Below are 22110 nucleotides of genomic sequence, written 5' to 3'. Positions count from 1 at the left end.
CTGCCGTCCGCGGGGGTGTGGTCCGAGGGGTTGTCATCCGCCCGGTCGTCGTCCGGCGGGTTGCCGTCCGCAGGCCGGTCACCCGTCAGGTCGTCGTCCGGCGGGTTGCCGTCCGCGGGGGTGTGGTCCGAGGGGTTGTCATCCGCCCGGTCGTCGTCCGGCGGGTTGCCGTCCGCGGGCCGGTCACCCGTCAGGTCGTCGTCCGGCGGGCTGCCGTCCGCGGGCCGGTCACCCGTCAGGTCGTCGTCCGGCGGGCTGCCGTCCGCGGGGGTGTGGTCCGAGGGGTTGTCATCCGCCCGGTCGCTGTCCGTGGGGTTGCCGTCCGCAGGCCGGTCACCCGTCAGGTCGTCGTCCGGCGGGCTGCCGTCCGCCGGCCCGTCGCCCGACAGCCGGCCGCCCGCCGGGCCGCCGCTCGTCGTGCCCTCGGCGGCCGATGCGGCAGCCGACCCCGCAGCCGGCGCCGTGTCGCCGGCCGTGTCGCGCGCGGCGCCGATCCGGTCGAGCAGGGCCCCGCATCGCTCGCAGGTCTCCCGGGCCGACGCCGACAGCTCCGCCATCCGGGCCCCGAGGTCGTCCCGGCGTTGCGGATACTCGTCCCAGAGCCGGTCCACCTCCGCGAGCAGCAGCCCGGCCTGCTCCCGCGCCACCCCCACCAGGGCCGGGGCGCCCAGCCGGCGCGCGAAGTCGAAGACCTTGCCGGAGTACGGCAGCGGCAGCACCGGCACGCCGGTGAGCGCGGCGAAGATCACGAAGTGCAGCCGCATGCCCACGGCCACGTCGAGGTGGCGCATGAAGCCGAGCACCTGCCCCGGGCTGTAGTCGCCGTGCAGGATGCGGCCCTGGTCCGGGGCGGTCATGTGGGACAGCACGGCGTGCGCGTGCCGTACGTCGTGGCGCTCCATCGGCAGGAACACCACGCGCGCGTCCAGCCGGCGGACCAGGAAGTCGGCGACGTCGGCGAGCAGGGCGTGGTAGTCGCCCTCGTCCAGCTTCTCGGCCGCCCGCCCCGGCTCGCGCACCGACATCCCCACCAGCCGGGCGCCGGACGGTATGCCCTCCTCCCGCATCATCGCCTCGGTGAACGGCTCCGGGGCCAGCAGCAGCGCCGGGTCCGCGGTGACCGTGACCTCCCGCTCCAGGCCGACCTCCTCGAGCACCAGCCGCGACTCCTCGTCCCGCACCACCACATCGTCCATCTCCGCCAGCACCGTGCGCACCGCGTCCCGGTCCTCGGCGTCCGTGAGGGGCCCGGCGCCGACGGCGTAGGCGAAGGTGGGCACGCGCCGGATCTGCGCGGCGCGCACCAACCGCAGATAGCGCCGCGCCTCGCCGTCGTAGAGGATGCCTCCACCGCCCAGCACCAGCAGCTCCAGGCCGGGCAGCACGTCCAGGACGTGGTTGCGGCTCACCCCCTCCCAGGGCACCACCTCGTCCGCGTCGGGGTGATGGGCGAGGGTGTGCTCGGCGTTCCGGCTCAGGACGACCAGGTGCGCGTCCGGGCGCCGGGCGCGCAGACAGCTCAGTACGCAGGTCAGGATCGCCTCGTCGCCGGTGTTGAAGCCGCCGTAGGAGCCCAGGACGCCGATGCGCGGGCCTCGGCGGGCGGAGTGCGGATGCGAGGGCCGAAGAGTCATCCGTAACTCCCGTCACGTCGGAGTCGGCCGGCGCGCGCGCCGGTCCGGCCGCGCGGTGTGCCGCGCACGGTGCCGGGTTGCCTGCCCGGCATGCCGGAAACACCCTGATCAGGAACCACCCCGCACGCGACCCCGTCCCCGCACGAGGAGCACCGGTGAACGTCTCCCTCAGCGTCTGGCTGCTGACCGTCGCGGCCCTGTGCGTCCTCGTCGCCGCCGATTTCTTCATCGGCCGCAGGCCGCACGACGTGTCGCTGCGGGAGGCCGGGATCTGGACGGCCGTCTGGGTGGTGCTGGCCTGTCTGTTCGGGGCGGGGCTGCTCGTGTTCCGCGGCGGCGGCCCGGGCGGCGAGTTCTTCGCCGGCTACATCACCGAGAAGTCGCTCAGCGTGGACAACCTCTTCGTCTTCGTCCTGATCATGGCGAAGTTCGCGGTGCCCTCGCAGTACCAGCAACGGGTGCTGATGGTCGGCGTCCTGGTGGCCCTCGTCCTGCGCGCCGCGTTCATCGCGGCCGGTGCGGCGATGATCTCCGCCTTCTCCTGGGTCTTCTACCTCTTCGGCGCCTTCCTGATCTGGACCGCCTGGAAACTGATCCAGGACGCCCGCAAGGGCGGGCTCGAGCAGGAGGAGTACGAGGAGAACAAGCTGCTGAAGTCGATCGAGCGGCGCTTCGGCGTCGCCGACCGGTACCACGGCACCAGACTGTGGGTCGAGGAGAACGGCAGGCGGGTCATGACCCCGATGCTGGTCGTGATGCTCGCCATCGGGTTCACCGACGTCCTGTTCGCCCTGGACTCCATCCCCGCCATCTACGGGCTGACCCAGGACCCGTACATCGTGTTCACGGCCAACGCGTTCGCCCTGATGGGCCTGCGCCAGCTGTACTTCCTCATCGGCGGCCTGCTGAAGAAGCTGGTGCACCTCTCGTACGGCCTGTCCGTGATCCTGGGCTTCATCGGCGTCAAGCTGGTGCTGCACGCCCTGCACGAGTCCGGCGTCCACGTGCCCGAGATCGGCATCCCGTTCTCGCTCGGGTTCATCGTGCTCGTCCTCGCGGTCACCACGGCGACGAGCCTGTGGGTCACGCGGCGACGTGGGCGGGCGTGAGGCCTGCCCACGGAACCGGTCCCACCCGCGGACGGTCGAGCGTCTCGCGCGCCTCCTGGCAGCGCGTCAGCAGCCCGCCGGTGTGGGCCTGCCGCGCGAGACCACCCGGCTGCCGTGCTCGTCGACGAGGCGGGCCTGGAGGGAACCACATGCGCAGCGGGTCCACAGGGTGCCGCCCGCGCCGGTGGGGTGGGCGGACAGCACCTGGAAGGGTTCGGCGCTGTCGGGCCACCCGCAGTGCGGGCAGACGACACCGGTCGTGCTGGGCATGGCGACTCCTCGTGGTCGGTGGTGCGTCAGGGGCAGCGTTGCGTATGCGGCAGTGATGCGTCAGGGGTCGGTGGTGCGTCGGAAGGCCGCTGTGGGACATCGATCCCACCGTGGCGCCACTGACCAGGGTGCGGCCACGCATCCGTTCACGTCCAGGTTGACTTTACGGACTCCACCGTGAAGCGTGTACTTCATGATTGATCTGCGCAGGCTGCACGTGCTGCGGGCCGTCGCCCACTACGGCACCGTCACCGCGGCGGCCCGCGCCCTCCACTTCACCACCTCCGCCGCCTCGCAGCAGATCCGGCAGCTGTCCCGGGACCTGGGCGTCGACCTGCTGGAGCCGCAGGGGCGCGGGGTGCGGCTCACCCCGGCCGCGGAGAGCCTGCTGGGACATGCCGACGCGATCGAGGCCCGCTGGGACGAGGCCGAGCTGGAGCTGCGGGCGGGGGAGGGGGTGCCGGCCGGGCCGCTGCGGGTGACGGGGTTCCCGGTGGCCGTCTGCGTCTTGCTGGCCCCGATGGCGGCGCGGCTGCGCGAGCGGTGCCCGCGGCTGTCGGTGCGGATCCGCGAGGTCGAGGTGGTGGAGAGCTTCGACCTGCTCTTCGAGGGGGAGAGCGACCTGGCGGTGGTGGAGGCGACCCCTTCCAGCCCGCCGTCGGCCGACGCGCGCTTCGACCAGCGGCCGCTGCTGGACGAACCGTTCGACCTGGTCGTCCCCGCGGACCATCCGCTGGCCGGGCGGGACGTGGCCGACCTCGCCGACGCGGCGCACGAGGCCTGGATCGCGCCGATGCCGCAGACGCCCTGCCGGACGCACATCATGTCGGCGTGCGGTGCCGCCGGGTTCACCCCCGACGTGGTCCATCACACGGTGGACTGGAACGTCACCGCCCACCTGGTCGCCAACGGGCTCGGCGTCGCCCTGGTCCCCCGGCTCGCCCGGTTGACCCCCGAGCTGCCGGTCGTCCGGGTGCCCTGCGCCAACCGGCCCCACCGCAAGCTGATGACCTGCACGCGCGCCGGTGGCCACCGGCGCGCGGCGGTCGCGGTCGCCCTCGAGGAACTGCGCACCCTGGCCGCCGCCGCGGTGGCCTGACGCACGAAGGGACCGGAGCTCGCGCGAGCTCCGGTCCCTTCGTGCGTCAGGCCGTGCCGGTCAGGCGGCGAGGGCCTCGTCCGCGTGACCGTGCAGCCGGGCGACGACCTCGGTCAGCTGCGCGGCGACCTCGGCGTCGTCCGCCGGGTGGGTCTCGGCGAAGCGGGTCACCGAACCGGGGATGGACAGCTTGAGGTCCTCGATCACCTTGCCGCCGGCGATGCCCACGGCCTTGCGGGCCTCGTCCTGCGCCCACACGCCGCCGTACTGGCCGAAGGCGGTGCCGACCACGGCGACCGGCTTGCCGGTGAAGGCGCCGGCGCCGAAGGGACGGGACAGCCAGTCGATGGCGTTCTTCAGAACGGCCGGGATGGTGCCGTTGTACTCCGGCGTGAAGAGTAGGAAGGCCTGCGCGCCCTGCGCGGCCTCGCGCAGCTTCGCGGCGGCGGCCGGGACGCTGCCCTCGACGTCGATGTCCTCGTTGTAGAAGGGAATCTCGGCGAGGCCCTCGAACAGCTGGACCTCGGCGCCCTCCGGCGCGAACTTGACGGCCGCCTCGGCGAGCTGGCGGTTGTGCGAACCGGCGCGAAGGCTGCCGACGAGCGCGAGGATGCGGACAGACATGAGTACTCCCACTACTGGAACAGATGGTGACGGGCGGGTCGAAACCCTGCGGGCAACGATCCGGACCGGGGTCCGTTTAATTTCTAACATCCCAAGCGGACCGCGGTCCAGTTTTCTTCCCGATGCTTTACGCTGGCTTCATGTCCGCCGCCCTGCCGCCCTTCCCCCGACCCCAGGAGAACGTCGGTCCGCTTGAGCTGCTGCAGCTCGGCACCGGGATCGACGAGGACGAGCCCTGCCTGCGCGCCGACGCCGCGCGCAACCGCGCCCGCCTCCTGGAGGCCGCCGAGCGTCTGGTCGCCGAGCACGGCGCGGCCGCCCTCACCATGGAGGCGGTGGCCACGGCGGCCTGCGTGGGCAAGGGCACGGTCTTCCGCCGCTTCGGCGACCGCACGGGACTGCTCGCGGCGCTCCTCGACCACTCCGAGCGCAAGTTCCAGGCCGCGCTCCTGAGCGGTCCGCCGCCGCTGGGTCCCGGCGCACCGCCGGTGGAGCGGCTGCGGGCCTTCGGCTGCGCGCTGCTGGACCGCTCCGTCGACAAACTCGAGCTGCTCCTGGCCGGGGAGCCCAGCGCCGAGCGACGCCACGCCTTTCCCCCGCGCCGATTCCTGCACCAACACGTGACACTGCTGCTGCGGGAGGCCGTGCCGGACGCCGACTGCGAGCTTCTGGCGCACACCCTGATGGCCTACCTCGACGCTCCCCTGATCCATCACCTCACCGAGCAGCGCGGGCTGCCCACGGAACGCGTGCGGGCGGGCTGGCTCGACCTGGTCGCACGCGTCACCCGCACCGAATCCCCGGCCCGGGGGAGCGAGTCCCCGGCCACCGAGCCGACGGCCTGAACTCCCTCCGGGGCGGCCGATGTTGCCCCGCCCGCCGCCCCGCGTCCGGCCTCTGTCAGGATGCCGTACGTCATGGTGCAGATACCGAATCAGCCGGCCCCCGAGCCCCCCGCACCGCGCTCCGCCCCCACGAGCGCCGATGTGGCCCGCCTGGCCGGCGTCTCGCGCGCGACCGTCTCCTACGTACTCAACAACGCCGACGCCGTACGGATCAGCGAACCCACCCGCCGCCGCGTCCGCGAGGCCGCCCGGGAACTCGGATACGTTCCGCACGCCGCCGCCCGCTCACTGCGCGCCGGACACAGCCGCATGGTCCTGATGCCGGCGCCGTCCTTCCCCGCCGGCCCGCTCTACAACCGCTTCCTCACCGAACTCCAGTGGGCGCTTGGCCGCCTGGACTACACCGTCGTGCAGCACGGCACCGTCGGCGTGCACGGCGACGAGGCCGCCCGCGCCTGGGCCGAGCTGCGCCCGGTAGCCGTCCTCGCCCCCGGCTCCGACCTCGGCCCGCGGGGGGTGCAGATCCTCAAACGCTCCGGCGCCCGGGCGGTCCTCACCCTCGGTCCCGAGGCGGTCGACGGAGCGCACGCCCTGCTCACCGACCAGGAGGGCGTCGGCCGCGGCGCCACCCGCCACCTGTACGACCGCGGACGCCGCCGCATCGGCGTCGTCGTGCCGGCGGAACGCGGCCTCGACGTCTTCTCGGCACCGCGCCTCGCGGGCGCCCGCGAGGCCGTCTCCGGCACCGACGCCACCGTCACCGAGCTGCCCCTCGCCTACGACGAAGGGGACGCCGCCCGCCTCGCGGCGCGCTGGCGTCCCCTCGGGCTGGACGCGGTGTTCGCGTACAACGACGAGTACGCGATGCTGCTGATGCGGGCCCTTCAGGACGAGGGCCTCGGCATCCCCGGCGACGCCGCCGTGATCGGCGCCGACGACCTGATGCTCGGCAGGCTGCTGCGGCCCCGGCTGAGCACCGTCCACCTGGAGCTGCCCGCGGGCCGTGACCTGGCCGCACTCGTCGACCGGGCCGTGCAGGACCCCGCCGCCCCGCCCGAGCGCCACAAGGTGCTGGGCGCGACGGTGGTGCACCGGGAGTCGAGCTGACCGGCGGCCGACCCGCCCGCTACTGGCCTTCCTGGCCGTTCTGCCCGGCCTGCGCCTGCTGCTCGGCGACCGCCTTGCGGACCTCGTCCATGTCCAGCTTCCGGGCCTGGCTGATCACGTCCGTGAGGGCCGCCTCCGGCAGCGCGCCCGGCTGCGCGAACACGGCCACCTGGTCCCGCACGATCATCAGCGTCGGAATCGACTGGATGCCGAAGGCCTGCGCCAGCTCGGGCTGCGCCTCGGTGTCCACCTTGCCGAACACCAGGTCCGGGTTGGCCTCGGCGGCCTTCTCGTAGACCGGGCCGAACTGCTTGCACGGACCGCACCACTCCGCCCAGAAGTCGATCAGCACGAACTCGTTGTCCGTGACCGTCTGGTCGAAGTTCTCCTTGGTGAGTTCCACGGTGCTGGTCATGAGGTATTCCCTCTTCCTGGTTTCGGGGGAGTAGCCGTCGGCACAACACTGCCGACCGGGTGGGTATTCCGCGCACGTACCCATGTGGCCACGTCGCACACCACCCACCAGACTGACCTCATGACGCAATCGGATTCCCTCGTGTACGACGTCGTCGTGATCGGCGCGGGCCCCGTCGGCGAGAACGTCGCCGACCGCACCCGCGCGGCCGGGCTGTCCACGGCGATCGTGGAGAGCGAACTGGTCGGCGGCGAGTGCTCCTACTGGGCCTGCATGCCCAGCAAGGCGCTGCTGCGCCCGGTCATCGCCCGCGCCGACGCCCGACGCCTGCCCGGCCTGGCCGAGGCCGTCCGGGACCCCCTCGACGCCCGGGCCGTCCTCGCCCGTCGCGACGAGTTCACCTCGCACTGGAAGGACGACGGCCAGGTTCAGTGGGTCGAGGGCATCGGCGCCGACCTGTACCGCGGCCAGGGCCGGCTCGCCGGACCGCGCACGGTCGAGGTGGCCGCTCCCGACGGCACCCGCCGGACCCTGACCGCCCGCCACGCCGTCGCCGTCTGCACCGGCAGCGCCGCCGCCCTGCCCCCGCTGCCCGGACTCGCCGAGGTGCGCCCCTGGACCAGCCGCGAGGCCACCAGCGCCGAGAGCGCGCCCGGTCGCCTCCTCGTCGTCGGCGGCGGGGTCGTCGCCGTCGAGATGGCCACCGCCTGGCAGGCCCTCGGCTCCCGGGTGACGATGCTGGTGCGCGGCGACGGCGGCCTGCTCGCCCGCATGGAGCCATTCGCCGGGGAACTGGTCGCCGAGGCGCTCACCGAGGCCGGCGTGGACATCCGCACCGGCGTCTCCGTCGAGTCCGTCACCCGCGAGGGCGGCACCGTCGTCGCCGTCACCGACACCGGCGACCGCCTGGAGGCCGACGAGATCCTCTTCGCCACCGGCCGGACCCCCCGCACCGGCGACATCGGCCTGGAGACCGTCGGCCTCGAGCCGGGCTCCTGGCTGCCGGTCGACGACAGCCTCCGCGTGACGGGCCACGACTGGCTCTACGCCGTCGGCGACGTCAACCACCGCGCCCTCCTCACCCACCAGGGCAAGTACCAGGCGCGCATCGCGGGCGCCGCGATCGCGGCCCGCGCCTCCGGGGTGCCGATCCTGGAGTCCGACCCGTGGGGCGCGCACGCCGCGACCGCCGACCACGACGCCGTGCCCCAGGTGGTGTTCACCGACCCCGAGGCCGCCTCCGTCGGCCTGACCCTCGCCGAGGCCGAGCAGGCCGGACACCGCGTCCGCGCCGTCGACGTCCCCATCGCGGTGGCGGGCTCCAGCCTGTACGGCGACGGCTACCGGGGCCGCGCCCGCATGGTGGTCGACCTGGAGGACGAGATCGTGCGCGGTGTCACCTTCGTCGGACCCGGCGTCGGCGAGCTGATCCACTCCGCGACGATTGCCGTCGCCGGCCGGGTCCCGGTCAGCCGCCTGTGGCACGCGGTCCCGTCGTATCCGACGATCAGCGAGGTGTGGCTCAGGCTCCTGGAGACGTACCGGGACAGCTGACGGACTGGAGGCGAGCTGTCGCGCGAGCGCGAGCGCGGGCCCGGCGGCCGGTCAGGCCGCCGGGCCGGGCAGCTCGAACCCCAGCGCCGACGCCGCCCGCTCCGGCGTCGGCTGGGCCCACAGGTCCGCCATCGCCGCGTTCGAGGCCAGCGAGCGCAGTTCGGCCCGGTCGAGGTACAAGATGCCGTCGAGATGATCCGTCTCGTGCTGCACGATCCGGGCCGGCCAGCCCGCGAACACCTCGTCCACCGCCCGCCCGTGCTCGTCCCGTGCCCGCAGCCGCACCTCGGCGTGGCGCGCCACCACCGCCTGCCAGCCCGGCACGCTCAGACACCCCTCGAAGAACGCGGCCCGCCCGGCGCCGACGGGCTCGTACGACGGATTGACCAGCACCCGGAACGGCTGCGGCACCCGCCCCCGCGCCACCCGCACCTCGTCCGGCACCGGCGCCGGATCCTCGATCACCGCGATCCTGAGACCCACCCCGACCTGCGGCGCGGCCAGGCCCACACCCGGCGCCGCGTGCATGGTCAGCCGGAGCGCCTCGACGAACCGCGCCAGGAGCGCGGGCGCCAACTGCCCCTCGTACGGCTCGGCCGCGCGCCGCAGGACCGGATCCCCGGCCGCGACGATCGGCAACGGGCCGCCGACGGCGAGCAGTTCCTCGACCCGCTCGGCAAGCGGGGCACCATCACTCGGAGTTCCCATCGCGGTTCCCATCGCGCCAGGATGCCACGGCGCCACGGGCCCGCCGCCGGGAACGCCCGGCACGGGCCCGTGTGCGTCGTCCCCGCTCAGAGCTCGGCGAAGTCACCCGCGAGGGCGGAGGCGATCCGCAACTGTGCGTCGGCCTCCTCCTGCCGCCCCTGCCGCTCGAGGGTACGGCCCAGCATCAGCCGGGCGTACTGCTCGACCGGATCGCGCTCGACGACGATCCGCAGCTCCGCCTCAGCCCGCCGCAGCTGGGCCGAGTGGTAGTAGGAACGCGCCAGCAGCAGCCGCGGACCGGTCTGCTCGGGCACCTCGGCGACCAGACGGTCCAGGACGCGGGCCGCGGCGGCGTAGTCCTTGGCGTCGAAGAACATCCGCGCGCGCTCCCAGCGCTCCGCCGGCGTTCCGTGGTCGTAGTACGTCGTGTCCACGTGAGACCTCCTTCGACCCACTGAACCACGCCACACGGTTGAACATTCCACTACCTGCTTTCGCCGCCTGATCCCGCCGCCGACGGGTCCCGCGTCGCCCGCCACGGTGACGCCTCGGGGACCGCGTCGCACGGAGGGCCGCGCGGGGGCTACGTTGTGCGGCATGAGCAACCTTGACCGGGATGCGGTTCCCAGCCTGTGCGGCGGCCGCGGCTTCGTGGTGGCGGAGCCCGTGCGTGAACTCCTCAGCCCTCGCAACGTCAAGCTCGGCGAGTCCACCGAGGTCCGCCGTCTGCTGCCCAACCTGGGCAGGCGCATGGTCGGCGCCTGGTGCTTCGTCGACCACTACGGTCCCGACGACATTGCCGACGAGCCCGGCATGCAGGTGCCCCCGCATCCCCACATGGGTCTGCAGACGGTGAGCTGGCTGCACGAGGGCGAGGTGCTGCACCGCGACTCCACCGGCAGCCTGCAGACCATCCGCCCGCGCCAGCTGGGCCTGATGACCTCCGGTCGCGCGATCAGCCACTCGGAGGAGAGCCCGCGCTCCCACGCCCGCCTGCTGCACGGTGCCCAGCTGTGGGTGGCCCTGCCCGACACCCACCGCCACACCGACCCGCACTTCGAGTTCCACGCGGAGCTGCCCCGGGTCACGGCCCCGGGCCTGACGGCCACCGTCCTCATGGGCACCCTCGACACGGCCACCTCGCCGGGGACGACCTACACCCCGCTCGTCGGCGCCGACCTGACCCTCGCCGCCGGCACGGACGTACGCCTGCCGCTGGAGCGGGACTTCGAGTACGCCGTACTGGCCATGAGCGGCGAGGCCCACGTCGACGGGGTGCCCCTGGTGCCGGGCTCGATGCTCTACCTCGGCTGCGGCCGCGACGAACTTCCCCTGCGGGCCGACTCGGACGCGGGCCTGATGCTCCTGGGCGGCGAGCCGTTCGAGGAGGAGCTGATCATGTTCTGGAACTGGATCGGGCGCTCCCAGGAGGAGATCGTCCAGGCCCGGCGGGACTGGATGGAAGGCTCCCGGTTCGGCGAGGTGAAGGGGTACGACGGGGCGCCACTGCCTGCACCGGAACTGCCGCCGGTGCCGTTGAAGCCGCGGGGAAGGGTGCGCTGACCTGCTGATACTCGTCGTCTTCGGCGGCCGTGGGGCGGAAGTAGGCCGGGCCGTTCGCGCCGCCTTCGTGGTGCACGGGCGCCCTGACCGGGGGGCCGGCGCGTGAGCGTGCGATGCCGGTGCCGGAAGGCGGTTCGGGACCGCCTGCAGCGACCACGAGATGGTGGTGTTTCCGGAGGACGTCGGCATCCCCGGCCCGAACCGTCGCACCTGGCCGGGCGTCAGGCACGGCGGGCGGCCCACACCGTGCGCTCGGTGCGCAGGGCAAGGTCCTCGCGGAGCAGCAGGCTGTTCGGGCTGCCGGTGTCCAGGAGCTCGTCCAGCGCGGCGAGGTCCTCGGGGCCGAGAGCGGGGGCAGCGACGCTGCGGACGCGCTGCAGAACGCCGTAGGCGTAGCGGCCGACCGCTTCGCTGCGCGCCCCTGCGACGCTGACGGTGAGGGTGCGTTCGTCCTCGACGGTGAAGCCGGCGGCGGTCAGCATCGGGCCCCAGCCGGCGCCGCGGTGCGGAACGCGCTCGGCGTGGAAGCTGTTGGTCGCGGCATGGGCGCGCTCTTCGAGGCCGGGCCGGTTCGCCGGGGCGTGGGCGGGCAGGAAGCGGGGGACGCCGGCGAGCTCGACGACGGCCAACAGGCCGCCGGGGGAGATCAGTTCGCGGACGATACGCAGGGCGCGGCCGGGGTCGGCCATGTGGTGCATCGAGGCCGAGGCCCACACCAGGTCCGGTCGGCCGAGGTCGGGCCAGTCGCTGTGGTCGAGGTCGGCCTGCACGGTCCGTACGCGCTCCTGGATGCCGCGGGCGCACGCCTTCTCGCGTAGGAGCTTCAGGTGCTCGGCGGAGGTGTCGACGGCGGTGACGCGCGCGTCGGGGAAGCGTTCGAGGAGGGCGAAGGTTCCCGCTCCGGTGCCGCAGCCCAGGTCCGCGATGTGGCGCGGCTCGTCCTCCAGCGGCAGCCAGGCGGTGATCGACGCGAGGTGCTCGGCGAGCACCTCGGCGTCCAGGTCGAGGAGCTCTGCCTGGCCGCCGTTGCCGCCCTCGTGGTGTCCGCCCCGGCCGTGACCGGGGTGGTGACCGCCGTGGCCGTGGTGGGGGGTGTGCTGATGAGTGTGGGTCATGACTTCACCGTAAGCTGGCCATGCTCGTCCCGCACGACTCGTTGCGTAGGAAGCAAGAAGTTCGTTCGGCGCACTGCCCGGCGCGCAAGGCCGCCCGCCTTGCCGGGGCCTCCCGCCCGGCCACGGCCCGCTACGCGCAGGGGGCCTGGGTGCCGGGGCGGTCGGCTTCGGAGTCGTCGGTGTCGGTGTCCTTCTGGTGGCCGCGGCGGGCGTCGCGGTCGAAGATGCCCAGGATCTCGCAGGGACCGCCCTCGGCGCCGATGGCGTGCGGCATCATGGTGGGGAACTCGGCGGCCTGGTTGGTTTCGATACGAAAGCGCCGGTGGCCGAGCATGAGGACGGCGGTGCCGGACAGTACGACGAGCCATTCGCGGCCGGGGTGGGCGCGCATGCGGGCCGGGTTGTCGGGCGGCGGGTCGGTCATCCGCTGGCGCATCACGGTCATGCCGGGGTCGCCCTTCACGGGCCAGCGCATCACCCCGTGGGCGCCGTCGATCATCGGGCTGATGACGACGTCGTCGGCGGCGTTCTCCACGAGCTGGTCCAAGGTGGTGTCCAGGGCGCGGGCGAGGGTGACGAGCTGGTCCAGGGCGAGGCGGCGCTGACCGTTCTCGATGCGGCTCAGTGAGGACTGGCTGAGGTTGGCCCGGCCAGCCAGTTCCTCCAGGGACCAGCCCTGCGCGACGCGCAGTGCGCGGATCCGTTTGCGTACGAGGCTGTCCAGCTGCCCATCTTCTTGCGTCATAAGCAACATGGTATGCCCATGGTGCAACATGCGCTTAACGTCGAACGCAGATGGTCCGGCCCACGGGGCCGGGTACGACGAAAGGGCACGACATGTCTGCGCAGACTCCCCGCCACGACAGCGACGAAATGCCCGCCGAGACCGTGGACGTCGTCGTGATCGGCGGCGGCGCCGCGGGCCTGAACGGCGCGCTGATGCTGGCCCGCTCGCGCCGCTCGGTCATCGTGATCGACAGCGGCACCCCGCGCAACGCCCCCGCCGCCGCCATGCACGGCTTCATCGTTCTGGACGGCACCCCGCCGTCCGAGATCCTGGGACGCGGACGCGAGCAGGTACGCCAGTACGGCGGCCGGATCGTCTTCGGAGAGGTGGCCGCGGCGGAACCCGCCGCCCCGTCGGCGGACGGCGATCTGCGGTTCGCCGTCACTCTGGCCGACGGCCGGGCGCTGACGGCCCGCCGTGTGCTGGTGGCCAGCGGCCTGCGCGATGTGCTGCCCGAGGTGCCCGGCCTGGCCGAGCACTGGGGCCACAGCGTGGTGCACTGCCCCTACTGCCACGGCTACGAGGTGCGCGACGAGCCCATCGGCATCCTCGCCACCGGCCCTCTCTCCGTTCACCACGCCTGGCTGTTCCGCCAGCTGACGGACGACCTGATCTACTTCGCCCGCGGCACCGAACCGGACTCCGAGACCCTCGCCCGCTTCGCCGCCCGGGGCATCCGCGTCGTCGAGACCGACGTGAGGGAAGTCGTCAACGACACCGACGGTGCCCTCGTGGGTGTCCGCCTGACCGACGGCACCCTCGTCGAGCGGCGGGTCCTGGCCGTCACCACAAGGATGGAGGCCCGCACTGAGGGCCTGGACGGGCTGAAACTGCCCATGGAGGACCTGCCGGACAACATGGGCCGCCGCTTCGCCTCCGCCACGGCCGGTACCACCGAGATCCCGGGTGTGTGGGTGGCGGGCAACGCCACCGACCTCGCCGCCCAGGTCGGCGCCTCCGCGGCGGCCGGAGCCCTGGCCGCCTCCCACATCAACGCGATGCTGGCCGCGGCGGACACCGACGCCGCGCTCGCCGCCGCACAGAGGGCCACCGGCTGACACGTACGCCCGCCGCTGAACAACCGCGCGGCCGCCATCGAGCGGTCCGCGCGATGAGCAAGTCCCTGTCTCACCCAACCGGCGACCGGTCTTGTCCCGGCGCTGATTCCGCATGCCCTTTCGGAAGGACACCATGAGTACTCATCAGCCTCATCAGGCGGCGGCCACGCCGGCCGGCGACGAGGGCGCGCCGGATGCACGTCAGCTGCGCGCGATCCTGATCACCGTCTCGATCGCGTTGATGGCCGTCATCGCCTCGGTGTCGGGGCTGAGCGTCGCCCAGACCCACCTGGCCGTCGAGTTCGGCGCCTCGCAGACCGCCGTCCTGTGGATGATCAACAGCTACACCCTCGCCCTGGCCGCGCTGTTGCTGCCACTCGGCGCCATCGGTGATCGCCTGGGCCGCAAGCCCATGCTGATCGCGGGGTTGGTCGTCTTCGGCGCCGCCAGCGTCGTCGCGGGGCTCGCCCCGACGGCCGGGACGATGATCGCGGCCCGGGTGGCCGCCGGCGTCAGCGCCGCGATGATCATGCCGGTCACCCTGGCCGTCATCACCTCCAGCTTCCCCGAGGAGGAACGCGGCAAGGCCATCGGTGTGTGGACCGGTGTCGCCGGAGGCGGTGGCATCGTGGGGATGTTCCTGTCCGCCCTGCTGGTCGACGTCGCCGACTGGCGCTGGCTGTTCGTGCTGCCCGTGGTCCTGGGGGCCGTCGCGCTGGTGATGACACTGAAGTCGGTTCCCAACTCCCGCGAACGCTCCGCCCATTCCTTCGACACCATCGGCGCGCTGCTCTCCGTCGTCGCCGTGACCGGTCTCATCTTCGTCCTGCAGGAAGGCCCCGAGCGCGGCTGGACCGCCCCCATCACGCTGGTCAGCCTGGCCGTCGGCGTCGCCGCCGCCATCGCCTTCGTGGTCTGGGAGCTGCGCCGCCGCGATGCCTCGCTGCTGGACGTACGCCTGTTCCGTGAGCGGGGCCTGGCCGGCGGCTCGATCACCTTGCTGGTCGTCTTCGGTGTCCAGGCCGGTATCGCCGTGGTCCTCTTCCCGTTCTTCCAGGCCGTGCTCGGCATGTCGGGGCTGCTGTCGACCGTGGCGCTGATGCCGATGGCCGTCATGATGATGACGGGCTCGGGCCTGGCCCCCAAGGTGGCCGCCGGAATCGGTGCCCGCTCCACCATGACGGTGGGCGTCGCCCTGTCCGCGCTCGGCCTGGCGCTGATGGCGCTGTTCGTGTCCGTGGACGGCGGCTACCCGTCCATCCTGGCCGGCATGATCGTCATGGGTGCCGGCATGGGCCTGTCGATGACGCCCTCCACCGAAGCCATCACCGGCTCCCTGCCCCGCGCGAAGCAGGGCGTTGCCTCCGCGCTCAACGACGTCACCCGCGAGTTCGGCACCGCTCTCGGCGTCGCGATGCTCGGCGCGCTCCTGGCCGGCGGTTACCGCGGCGCCATCGACGGCAAGCTCGACGGCATCCCCGACGGGGCCGCGGACACCGCACGCGAGGGCATCGCCAACGCCATAGAGGTCGCGCCCACCACCGGAGGCCACGCCCAGGATCTGATCCACGCCGCGCGGCAATCCTTCGTCGACGGTTGGCAGCAGTCCATGTGGGTCGGCGCCGCCGTCATGGCCGTGCTGCTCGTCTACGTCGCCTTGCGCGGCCCGAAGAACACCGCACCCCGTCAGCCCGGCGCCGAGGCAGCCCCCGAGACCGGGGTCGCGGACAACGTCGCCGCTCGCTGACCTCGCCGAAACCCCGTGCGGACGGAGCACGACGCCGCCCGCGCCGCCGCAGGCCTCCGGGTACACCGCGACCTCGCGGTGTACCCGAAGGCCGTACAGCGCCCGCGCCCGCGCCCGCGCCGGCGCGGGCACTGGCAAGATCCCCCGAAGTCGCTCGCAACCCTGAACGAAGCGTCGCGCCGCCGATACAGTTGTCTGCAGGGGCGGTCGGGACACGAGCAGCACCGTGCGGCAAGCACGGCAGGGGGCGCATCGGGATGGAACGGCGGTTCTTCATCACACTGGGCAGCGGCCGCTACCAGCACCTCCCCGACGCGGAGCAACTCGAGTTCGTCCAGGAGGACAAACAGGCCGCCACCCGGCTGTTCTGCGACTTCGGCTACGAACCGGCACTCCCCGGGCTCGGCGAGTACGACGGTGCCGAGCAGATCAGGCAGAAGCTCCGGCACTGGGCCACGGACACCGCTCTGACCAGCGACGACATCGTGGTCCTCTACTTCGCCGGCCACGGCGTCACCGCTCCCGGCGACCGGCACTATCTGTTCTGCTGGGACTCGTCCCCCGACGACCTGGCGGCTACCGCCCTTGCCACCGAGGACCTCGTCCGCATCCTGTGCAACGGTGACTTGTGCCAGTTGCTGCTGGTTTTGGACACCTGCGCGGGCGGGGCCGGCAGCGCGGAGGCCGCGGCACTCGCGCTGCAGCGGCTCGTTTACGGCACCCCGAGCGGATCCGCCAACAGCGGGCTGTGGTTCCTCGCCTCAGCCCGGCGCAAGGACATCGCCACAGACGGGCAGTTCACCGCCGCCCTCGCCGAGGCTGTCGCGACCACTACCGGGCGGACCGGCCAACGCCAGCAGTACCTCGATCTGACCGAGCTGGTCAAAGCGATCAACGAACGCTTCGACGCCGCCGGACGCGCCCAGCGCGCCGAGCTTGCCAGCGGCCTGGTCACGGGACTCGCGCCGTTCCTGCCCAACGCCGGCTACCGCCCCGAACTGCCTCCGCTCGGCACCGACCTGGAGATCCAGCGCCGGGTGGCCGGCCGTGACCTCGCCGAGCACTTCGGGCCGCGCTCGCGCGGGGTGGAGTTCGAATCGGAGCAGGGCCTCTACTTCAGCGGCCGGGCCAGCGTCCTTTCCGAACTCGTGGCCTGGCTCACCGCCGAGGAGGACGATGGCCGCGGCCGGATCGTCACCGGCAGTCCCGGCTGCGGCAAGTCCGCCGTCCTCGGCCGGATCGTCGCCTTGTCCGACGTCGGCTACCGGGCGGCCCTCGACCTCTCCGGCGTCGACTCCGCAACAGTGGTGCCGGCAGGACTGGTGGGGGCGGCGGTGCACGCGCGCCACAAGCGCCTCGAAGAGATCGTGGAGCGCATCGGAGATGCCCTGGGCATTGAGGCCGACGGCTCGGCCGCCCTGCTCCAGGAGCTGTCCCGACGCGGTCGCCAGGGACCGCCGCTGGTCATTGTCGTCGACGCTCTCGACGAGGCCGGCTCCGACACCGCTGCCGATGCCGGAGGGCACGGCGAGCCCCGCCGGATCAGTCGCGAACTCCTGCGCCCGATGTCGGAGATCCACGGAGTTCGGCTCCTCGTCGGTACACGACAGGAGCTGATCGCTTCCCTCGGGCCCACCTTCACCACCCTCGACCTTGATCTGCCTCGCTACCGTGCCAGTGAAGAAGACGTGGCGGGCTATGTCGCCCGCGTCCTCGCAGCCTCCGAGGAACCCGAGGTTCGGACGCCTTACCGGGACGAGCCGGAACTCACCCGGACCGTGGCCCGCGGCGTCGCCGCCAAAGCAGCCGGCGTGTACCTGTACGCGCGGACCACTGCTCGCACCCTGCGCTCCGACCGGACACCGGTCGATGTGAGCCGGCCCGGCTGGGCGGACGCCCTGCCCAGCGAGGTCGGCGGCGCCTTCGACGACTACCTGGCCCGTTTCGGCGCGGACGAGCAGCGGGTGCGCCGGATGCTGCTCGCGCTGGCGTTCTCCGAGGGCAAAGGCCTGCCCCGGGGACGGGTCTGGACCGAGCTGAGCAGTGTCCTGTCCGGCGTCGCCTGCACGGAGGAGGATGTCACTTGGGCCCTCGACGTGGCCGAGGCGTACATCGCCGAGGTGATCGACGACGACCGGCGCTCGGCCTACCGGCTGTACCACAAGGCGCTTGCCGAGCACCTCCGCGCAACCGCCGGACGATCCGCCGCGGACGTTCAGCGATCAGTCGGCCAAGCTCTGGAGGCCCTGGTGCCGAGCGCCGCCGACGGCCGCCCCGACTGGCTGGCTGCTCCGCCGTACGTTCGCATGCACCTGTCCACCCATGCCGCGGCAGCCGGCACTCTGGACGTGCTGATGGAGGATCCCGGATTCCTGCTCGCTGCCGAACCCCTCGCCCTGCTGCGGGCGTTCGCCTCGGTGGGCGGTCAGAGCTCGGCACGCCGTATCCGTGGCGCGTACGAGCAGGTCGCCCACCGGCTCACCGCCGATCGACCACTCGGCGAGCGAGCCGCCGACCTTCAGCTGTCGGCTCGCCGCTGCGGCGCCGACGAGCTGGCCCGTCGGATCGACGGGCTCCAACTGGCGATGCCGTGGTCGGCCACCTGGGCCTGGTGGTCCGCCAGCGGCGTTCACCGGCTGCTCAGCGGCCACACCAAGTCCATCGAGTGCACCGCGGTAGGCGAACTGGACGGCCGGCCCGTCGCGGTGACGGGCAGTCAGGACGGCACTGCACGCCTGTGGGATCTGATCTCCCAGCGGCAGATCGGCGTGCCCCTGGCCGTCGGCGTAGCCGTCAGCGCGATCGAGATCAGCGAACTCGACGACTACACCCTGGTACTCACCGGGGCCGAGGACGGCACCATCCGCATCTGGGACCTGTCGGTCGGCCAGGAACACGGCGATCCCCTCACCGGCCACACCAACAGGGTCGAGAGCATCGTGACCGGCCGCATCGCCCGCACCGACGTGGCGCTGACCGCCAGCGCCGACGGCACAGCCCGCCTGTGGGATCTGCAGACCCGCCGGCAACTCGGCAGTGCGCTCGCCGCGCACAAACGCACTGTCAACGACGCCGACCTGGGAGAACTCAACGGTCAACCGATCGCCGTCACCGGCGGTGCGGACCAGGCGGTGTACATCTGGGACCTGAGCGACGTACCCGGGGGAGGAGACGCCCGCATCGACGGACTGCCGTTGCTGGGCACACCCGGCGACATCACGGCCTTGCGGGTCGCAGAGGTGGACGGGCGCGCGGTGGCACTGGTGGGCGACTCCAGCGGTCTGCTCAGCAGATGGGACCTGGCGGATCGCCGCCAGATCGGTGAGCCCGTGCTCGCGCACATGTCGCGGTCGGGGAGTTCGGTGAGGTCCGTGACGATCGGCCGCTTCCAGGGTCGTGCCGTGGCTCTCACGAGCGGTTTCGACGACGTGCGGCTGTGGGACTTGCACACCCTGCAGCAGATCGGCCGCCCGTTGCTCGGCCATGTCGAGAACATCACCGCTGCGGCCTTGAACGTCCGGGACACCGAATCCATGGCCGTGACCGTCAGCGAGGACCGCACAGCCCGGGTCTGGGACCTGACCACCGAGCAGCCGGAGGACGAGCACGTCGGCAGAATCAGCGCCCTGGCCTGCGCGACACTGGACGGCCGGACGGTGGCGCTCACCGCGTCCGCGGACGGCACCTCCCGGTTCTGGGACCTCGTCGACCGCCGCCAGATCGGCCCGGCGACGGAAGGACACACCGGACCGGTCCGCGCCTGCGCCCTCTGGGTGCGCGACGGACGGGCCTTCGCCGCCACCGGCGGCGCCGACACGACCATCCGGCTGTGGAACGCCGCTGCCGGAAGAGCCGTGGGCCGAGTGCTGACCGGCCACACCAACACCGTCACCTGCTTGGCCGCCGGCCAACTGGACGGCCGGCCCGTGGTGGTCAGCGGCAGCGAGGACGGCACGGTCCGGGTCTGGGACGGCGAAACCGGAGAAGCGGTCGGGGAGCCGCTCGCCGGGCACATCGGCGGGGTGGACACCCTCGCACTGCACCAGGACGGACCGGCACTGCGCATCGTCCTGGTCACCTCCTCCCGGCACTGCTACGTGCGGGACACCTGCGGAGGCGTCATCGCACACCTCTTTCTGGACGACTACTCCCAGTCCGCTCACCCGGTGAGTGCGGCCTTCAGCCAGGGGCGGCCGCTCGTGGTGTGTGCGGTCGAGGGATACAACGTGCACATTCTGGACGTGGCGACAGGCGGACGGGTCGCGGGCCCCTTCTGCGGTCACACCGGAACCGTCAGGAGTGCCGCCCTTGGCCGGGTGGCCGGCCGGGAAGTGATGGCCACTGAATCCTGGGACGACACGGTACGGCTGTGGGACGTGACGACGGCCCAGCCGTATGCACAACCCCTCGAGGACTACTACGAGTACAACACGGTCAAGCCGGTGTTCGGCCGGATCGGCGCAGTGGATGTGCTGCTGACGAGCGGTCGCTCCGGGAGCGTACGCATCTGGGACATCGAAGGCCTCCAGCCCTGGGGCGAGGCGCTTTGCGGGGCCGACCGCGGTGTGAGCCGGACGCTGATGGTCCGGACGTCGGACGGACTCGACGCGGTGGCCGCCGAGGGCCGGGACGGAGCACTCCGCCTGCACGACCTCCGCGACGGACGTCCGGTCGGCAATCCGCTCACCAGCACCTCGTACGACAGCCGAGGCATCGCCACCGCCGAGGTGGACGGACGGGTGTTGCTGCTGCGCGGCGCTTCGAGCGCCGTCGAGGTATGGGCGCTGGAGGAACGGCGGCGACTGATGAGTCGTCCGCCCGGCACGGACACCCCGGCGCTGGGCGCGCTGGACAACCGCTGGGCAGCCGCAGCGGCAACGAGTCAATCGTACGACGTCCACGCCTGGGAACCGACGACCGGAGTCCCGCTCTGCCCGGTGATGAAGGGGCACACCGCACAAGTGCGGGCCCTGCGCTTCTGGGTCCCCGAGCAGGGCAGTCCGTGTCTGGTCAGCGCCTCCCTGGACGGGACGCTCCGTCTCTGGGACCTCGCCACCGGTGTGACAACGGCGACTCTGCACGGACACGAGATGGGCGCGGCATCGCTGGAGCTGGTCCGGCTCGACCGCGACATCGCCGTCTGCGGCACCGGAAGCGGCCGGGTACTCGTGTGGGACTTGGCCGAAGGCGACCGCATGGCACTGGAGCCGGAGCCGTTCGCCTCGCCCGTCACCGCCCTCGCCGCCATCCCCGTCAGCGATCAAGCCGTACTCGTCGCCGGCGATCGGTACGGGCAGATGCGGGTGTGGGACCTGCGCTCGCCGTCCTGGAACCTGACCCTGGACATCGGCAGCGGCATCAACGACATCACAGTCGACGAGACCGGCCGAGTCTGCGTAGCCACCGACATGGGCCTCGCTGCCCTCAGTCTCCACCTTCCGCCGTCTGCGAAGGATGTGACCAGCAGATGACCCGTGTCGTATTCGTCCACGGCATCGCCCAGGAGACCAAGGGGGAGGAAAGCCTTCTCGGTGAGTGGTACCCGGCACTGTGCGACGGACTGGCGCTTGCCGGTGCCGTGCCCATCGGCCGGACCGAGGTCTCGATGGCCTTCTGGGGCCATGTGTTCCGGCCGGCCGGCCATCGTGCCCTGGGACTGCCACCGCTCGACGCCTTCGACGTCGAGCAGGGCTTGGAGGAGGAGTTGCTGCTCGGCTGGTGGGAGGCGGCCGCAGCTGCCGAGCGGCGGGTTCCCGGCCCGGAGGAGCCGGCCCGGCTGCGCACGCCTCGCCTGGTCCAGCGTGCGCTCAACGCCCTGAGCCACTCGGCGTTCTTCGCCGGACTCGGCGAGAGTCTGATGGTGCACGCGGCACGCCAGGTACGCCGCTACTTCACGGAACCCGATGTACGGTCAGCCGTCCAGGACGAGTTCGCCAAACGCGTCACGGACCGCACGGAAGTCGTAGTGGCGCACTCCTTGGGATCGGTGGTGGCTTATGAGGCCTTGTGCGCGCACCCTGGGTGGCGCGACCTCACGCTGGTGACGCTGGGTTCGCCCCTGGGGGTGCGCAAGTTGGTCTTCGACAGGCTCGTGCCGCCCCCGGCCGACGGCGCCGCCCGCTGGCCGGTGCCCGTCAAGGCGTGGACGAACGTCGCCGATGCCGGCGACGCGGTGGCCCTGGTCAAAGAACTGGCGCCCGCCTTCGGGCGACGGATCAATGACGTCCCTGTACACAATGGGGCCCGAGCTCACGATGCCCGCCCCTACCTCACGGCTCGCGAGACGGGGGCGGCCGTGGCCCGTGCCCTGAACCAGTCCGACACGTCCCGGTGATGAGGCACGGGCGCCGGCCCGGCGCGGACGGTCACGAGGGGGCCGGGCAGGTGTCGGGCCGCGGCGAGTCGGCGTGCCGAGAGGGAGACCTCCCTCGGGGAGAGGGCTGGCTCCACCGGCCACCGGTTCCCTCCTGCCGGG

At 72.4% G+C, this 22110-nt stretch carries 17 protein-coding genes and 2 pseudogenes; 11 read left to right on the top strand and 8 right to left on the bottom strand.

The features are described from left to right. Positions 1-17 precede the first annotated feature (17 nt). A pseudogene (locus NI25_RS40720) lies at positions 18-368 on the top strand (hypothetical protein); the annotation flags it as partial. Positions 369-434: 66 nt separating this feature from the next. Here the strand turns inward: NI25_RS40720 and NI25_RS03070 are convergent. Beyond that, positions 435-1634: pseudogene (locus NI25_RS03070) on the bottom strand (polysaccharide pyruvyl transferase family protein); the annotation flags it as partial. Between the two features lie 155 nt (positions 1635-1789). Between NI25_RS03070 and NI25_RS03065 the strand changes: the two are divergent. Next, on the top strand, positions 1790-2743 hold the full coding sequence (locus NI25_RS03065) for a TerC family protein (protein WP_061440940.1): 954 nt from the start codon (positions 1790-1792) through the stop codon (positions 2741-2743). 66 nt (positions 2744-2809) lie between these two features. Here NI25_RS03065 and NI25_RS03060 read toward each other — a convergent pair whose 3' ends face one another. Beyond that, the gene (locus NI25_RS03060; protein WP_061440939.1) at positions 2810-3013 is read right to left on the bottom strand and encodes a hypothetical protein; all 204 of its coding nucleotides are present in this window, start codon (positions 3011-3013) and stop codon (positions 2810-2812) included. A gap of 193 nt (positions 3014-3206) precedes the next feature. On the opposite strand from NI25_RS03060, the gene NI25_RS03055 reads away from it, so the two are divergent. Continuing rightward, the gene (locus NI25_RS03055) at positions 3207-4112 is read left to right on the top strand and encodes a LysR family transcriptional regulator (protein WP_061446721.1); all 906 of its coding nucleotides are present in this window, start codon (positions 3207-3209) and stop codon (positions 4110-4112) included. A gap of 60 nt (positions 4113-4172) precedes the next feature. On the opposite strand, the gene NI25_RS03050 is transcribed toward NI25_RS03055, so the two are convergent. Next, positions 4173-4736 (bottom strand): NAD(P)H-dependent oxidoreductase, encoded by a 564-nt coding sequence (locus tag NI25_RS03050; protein WP_061440938.1) that lies wholly within the window; start codon positions 4734-4736, stop codon positions 4173-4175. Between the two features lie 140 nt (positions 4737-4876). Here NI25_RS03050 and NI25_RS03045 point away from each other — a divergent pair, with 140 nt between their 5' ends. Together NI25_RS03045 and NI25_RS03040 are read left to right on the top strand one after the other, a co-directional pair. After that, a complete protein-coding gene (locus tag NI25_RS03045) occupies positions 4877-5581 on the top strand; it encodes a TetR/AcrR family transcriptional regulator (RefSeq protein ID WP_061440937.1) in 705 nt (234 codons plus the stop codon). Between the two features lie 72 nt (positions 5582-5653). Further along, positions 5654-6688 carry a LacI family DNA-binding transcriptional regulator gene (locus tag NI25_RS03040; protein WP_061440936.1) on the top strand — a complete coding sequence of 345 codons (1035 nt, stop codon included), beginning with the start codon at positions 5654-5656 and terminating at the stop codon, positions 6686-6688. Positions 6689-6707: 19 nt separating this feature from the next. Here the strand turns inward: NI25_RS03040 and trxA are convergent, their stop codons facing one another. Then, positions 6708-7103 carry a thioredoxin gene (gene trxA, locus NI25_RS03035; RefSeq protein WP_061440935.1) on the bottom strand — a complete coding sequence of 132 codons (396 nt, stop codon included), beginning with the start codon at positions 7101-7103 and terminating at the stop codon, positions 6708-6710. Positions 7104-7223: 120 nt separating this feature from the next. Here trxA and NI25_RS03030 point away from each other — a divergent pair, with 120 nt between their 5' ends. Further along, on the top strand, positions 7224-8657 hold the full coding sequence (locus NI25_RS03030; RefSeq protein ID WP_061446720.1) for a dihydrolipoyl dehydrogenase family protein: 1434 nt from the start codon (positions 7224-7226) through the stop codon (positions 8655-8657). Positions 8658-8708: 51 nt separating this feature from the next. Here NI25_RS03030 and NI25_RS03025 read toward each other — a convergent pair whose 3' ends face one another. Together NI25_RS03025 and NI25_RS03020 are read right to left on the bottom strand one after the other, a co-directional pair. Continuing rightward, positions 8709-9365 carry a peptide deformylase gene (locus NI25_RS03025; protein ID WP_061440934.1) on the bottom strand — a complete coding sequence of 219 codons (657 nt, stop codon included), beginning with the start codon at positions 9363-9365 and terminating at the stop codon, positions 8709-8711. Between the two features lie 86 nt (positions 9366-9451). Continuing rightward, on the bottom strand, positions 9452-9799 hold the full coding sequence (locus tag NI25_RS03020) for a tetratricopeptide repeat protein (protein WP_061440933.1): 348 nt from the start codon (positions 9797-9799) through the stop codon (positions 9452-9454). A gap of 163 nt (positions 9800-9962) precedes the next feature. On the opposite strand from NI25_RS03020, the gene NI25_RS03015 reads away from it, so the two are divergent. Further along, entirely contained in the window at positions 9963-10928 is a 966-nt protein-coding gene (locus tag NI25_RS03015) for a pirin family protein (RefSeq protein ID WP_061440932.1), read from the top strand. A 221-nt stretch (positions 10929-11149) separates the two neighbouring features. Here the strand turns inward: NI25_RS03015 and NI25_RS03010 are convergent, their stop codons facing one another. After that, on the bottom strand, positions 11150-12043 hold the full coding sequence (locus tag NI25_RS03010) for a class I SAM-dependent methyltransferase (protein ID WP_061440931.1): 894 nt from the start codon (positions 12041-12043) through the stop codon (positions 11150-11152). A gap of 130 nt (positions 12044-12173) precedes the next feature. Beyond that, positions 12174-12788: an XRE family transcriptional regulator gene (locus NI25_RS03005; protein ID WP_199560805.1), complete on the bottom strand. Its 615-nt coding sequence runs from the start codon at positions 12786-12788 to the stop codon at positions 12174-12176. 92 nt (positions 12789-12880) lie between these two features. Here NI25_RS03005 and NI25_RS03000 point away from each other — a divergent pair, with 92 nt between their 5' ends. The 4 genes from NI25_RS03000 to NI25_RS02985 all read left to right on the top strand — a co-directional run bounded on the left by NI25_RS03000 (position 12881) and on the right by NI25_RS02985 (position 21969). Next, on the top strand, positions 12881-13888 hold the full coding sequence (locus NI25_RS03000) for an NAD(P)/FAD-dependent oxidoreductase (RefSeq protein ID WP_061440929.1): 1008 nt from the start codon (positions 12881-12883) through the stop codon (positions 13886-13888). A 133-nt stretch (positions 13889-14021) separates the two neighbouring features. Next, positions 14022-15635 carry an MFS transporter gene (locus NI25_RS02995; RefSeq protein WP_061440928.1) on the top strand — a complete coding sequence of 538 codons (1614 nt, stop codon included), beginning with the start codon at positions 14022-14024 and terminating at the stop codon, positions 15633-15635. A gap of 257 nt (positions 15636-15892) precedes the next feature. Then, entirely contained in the window at positions 15893-21106 is a 5214-nt protein-coding gene (locus NI25_RS02990) for a caspase family protein (RefSeq protein ID WP_061440927.1), read from the top strand. Continuing rightward, the gene (locus NI25_RS02985) at positions 21103-21969 is read left to right on the top strand and encodes a hypothetical protein (RefSeq protein WP_061440926.1); all 867 of its coding nucleotides are present in this window, start codon (positions 21103-21105) and stop codon (positions 21967-21969) included. The genes NI25_RS02990 and NI25_RS02985 overlap by 4 nt, the downstream gene beginning before the upstream one ends. Positions 21970-22110: the final 141 nt, after the last annotated feature.

Source organism: Streptomyces sp. CCM_MD2014, assembly GCF_000772045.1.
In the GTDB taxonomy this organism is placed as follows: Bacteria; Actinomycetota; Actinomycetes; order Streptomycetales; family Streptomycetaceae; genus Streptomyces; species Streptomyces salinarius.
The sequence above is the reverse complement of the archived record's forward strand: the minus strand, read 5'-3'. Positions and strand labels throughout refer to the sequence as shown.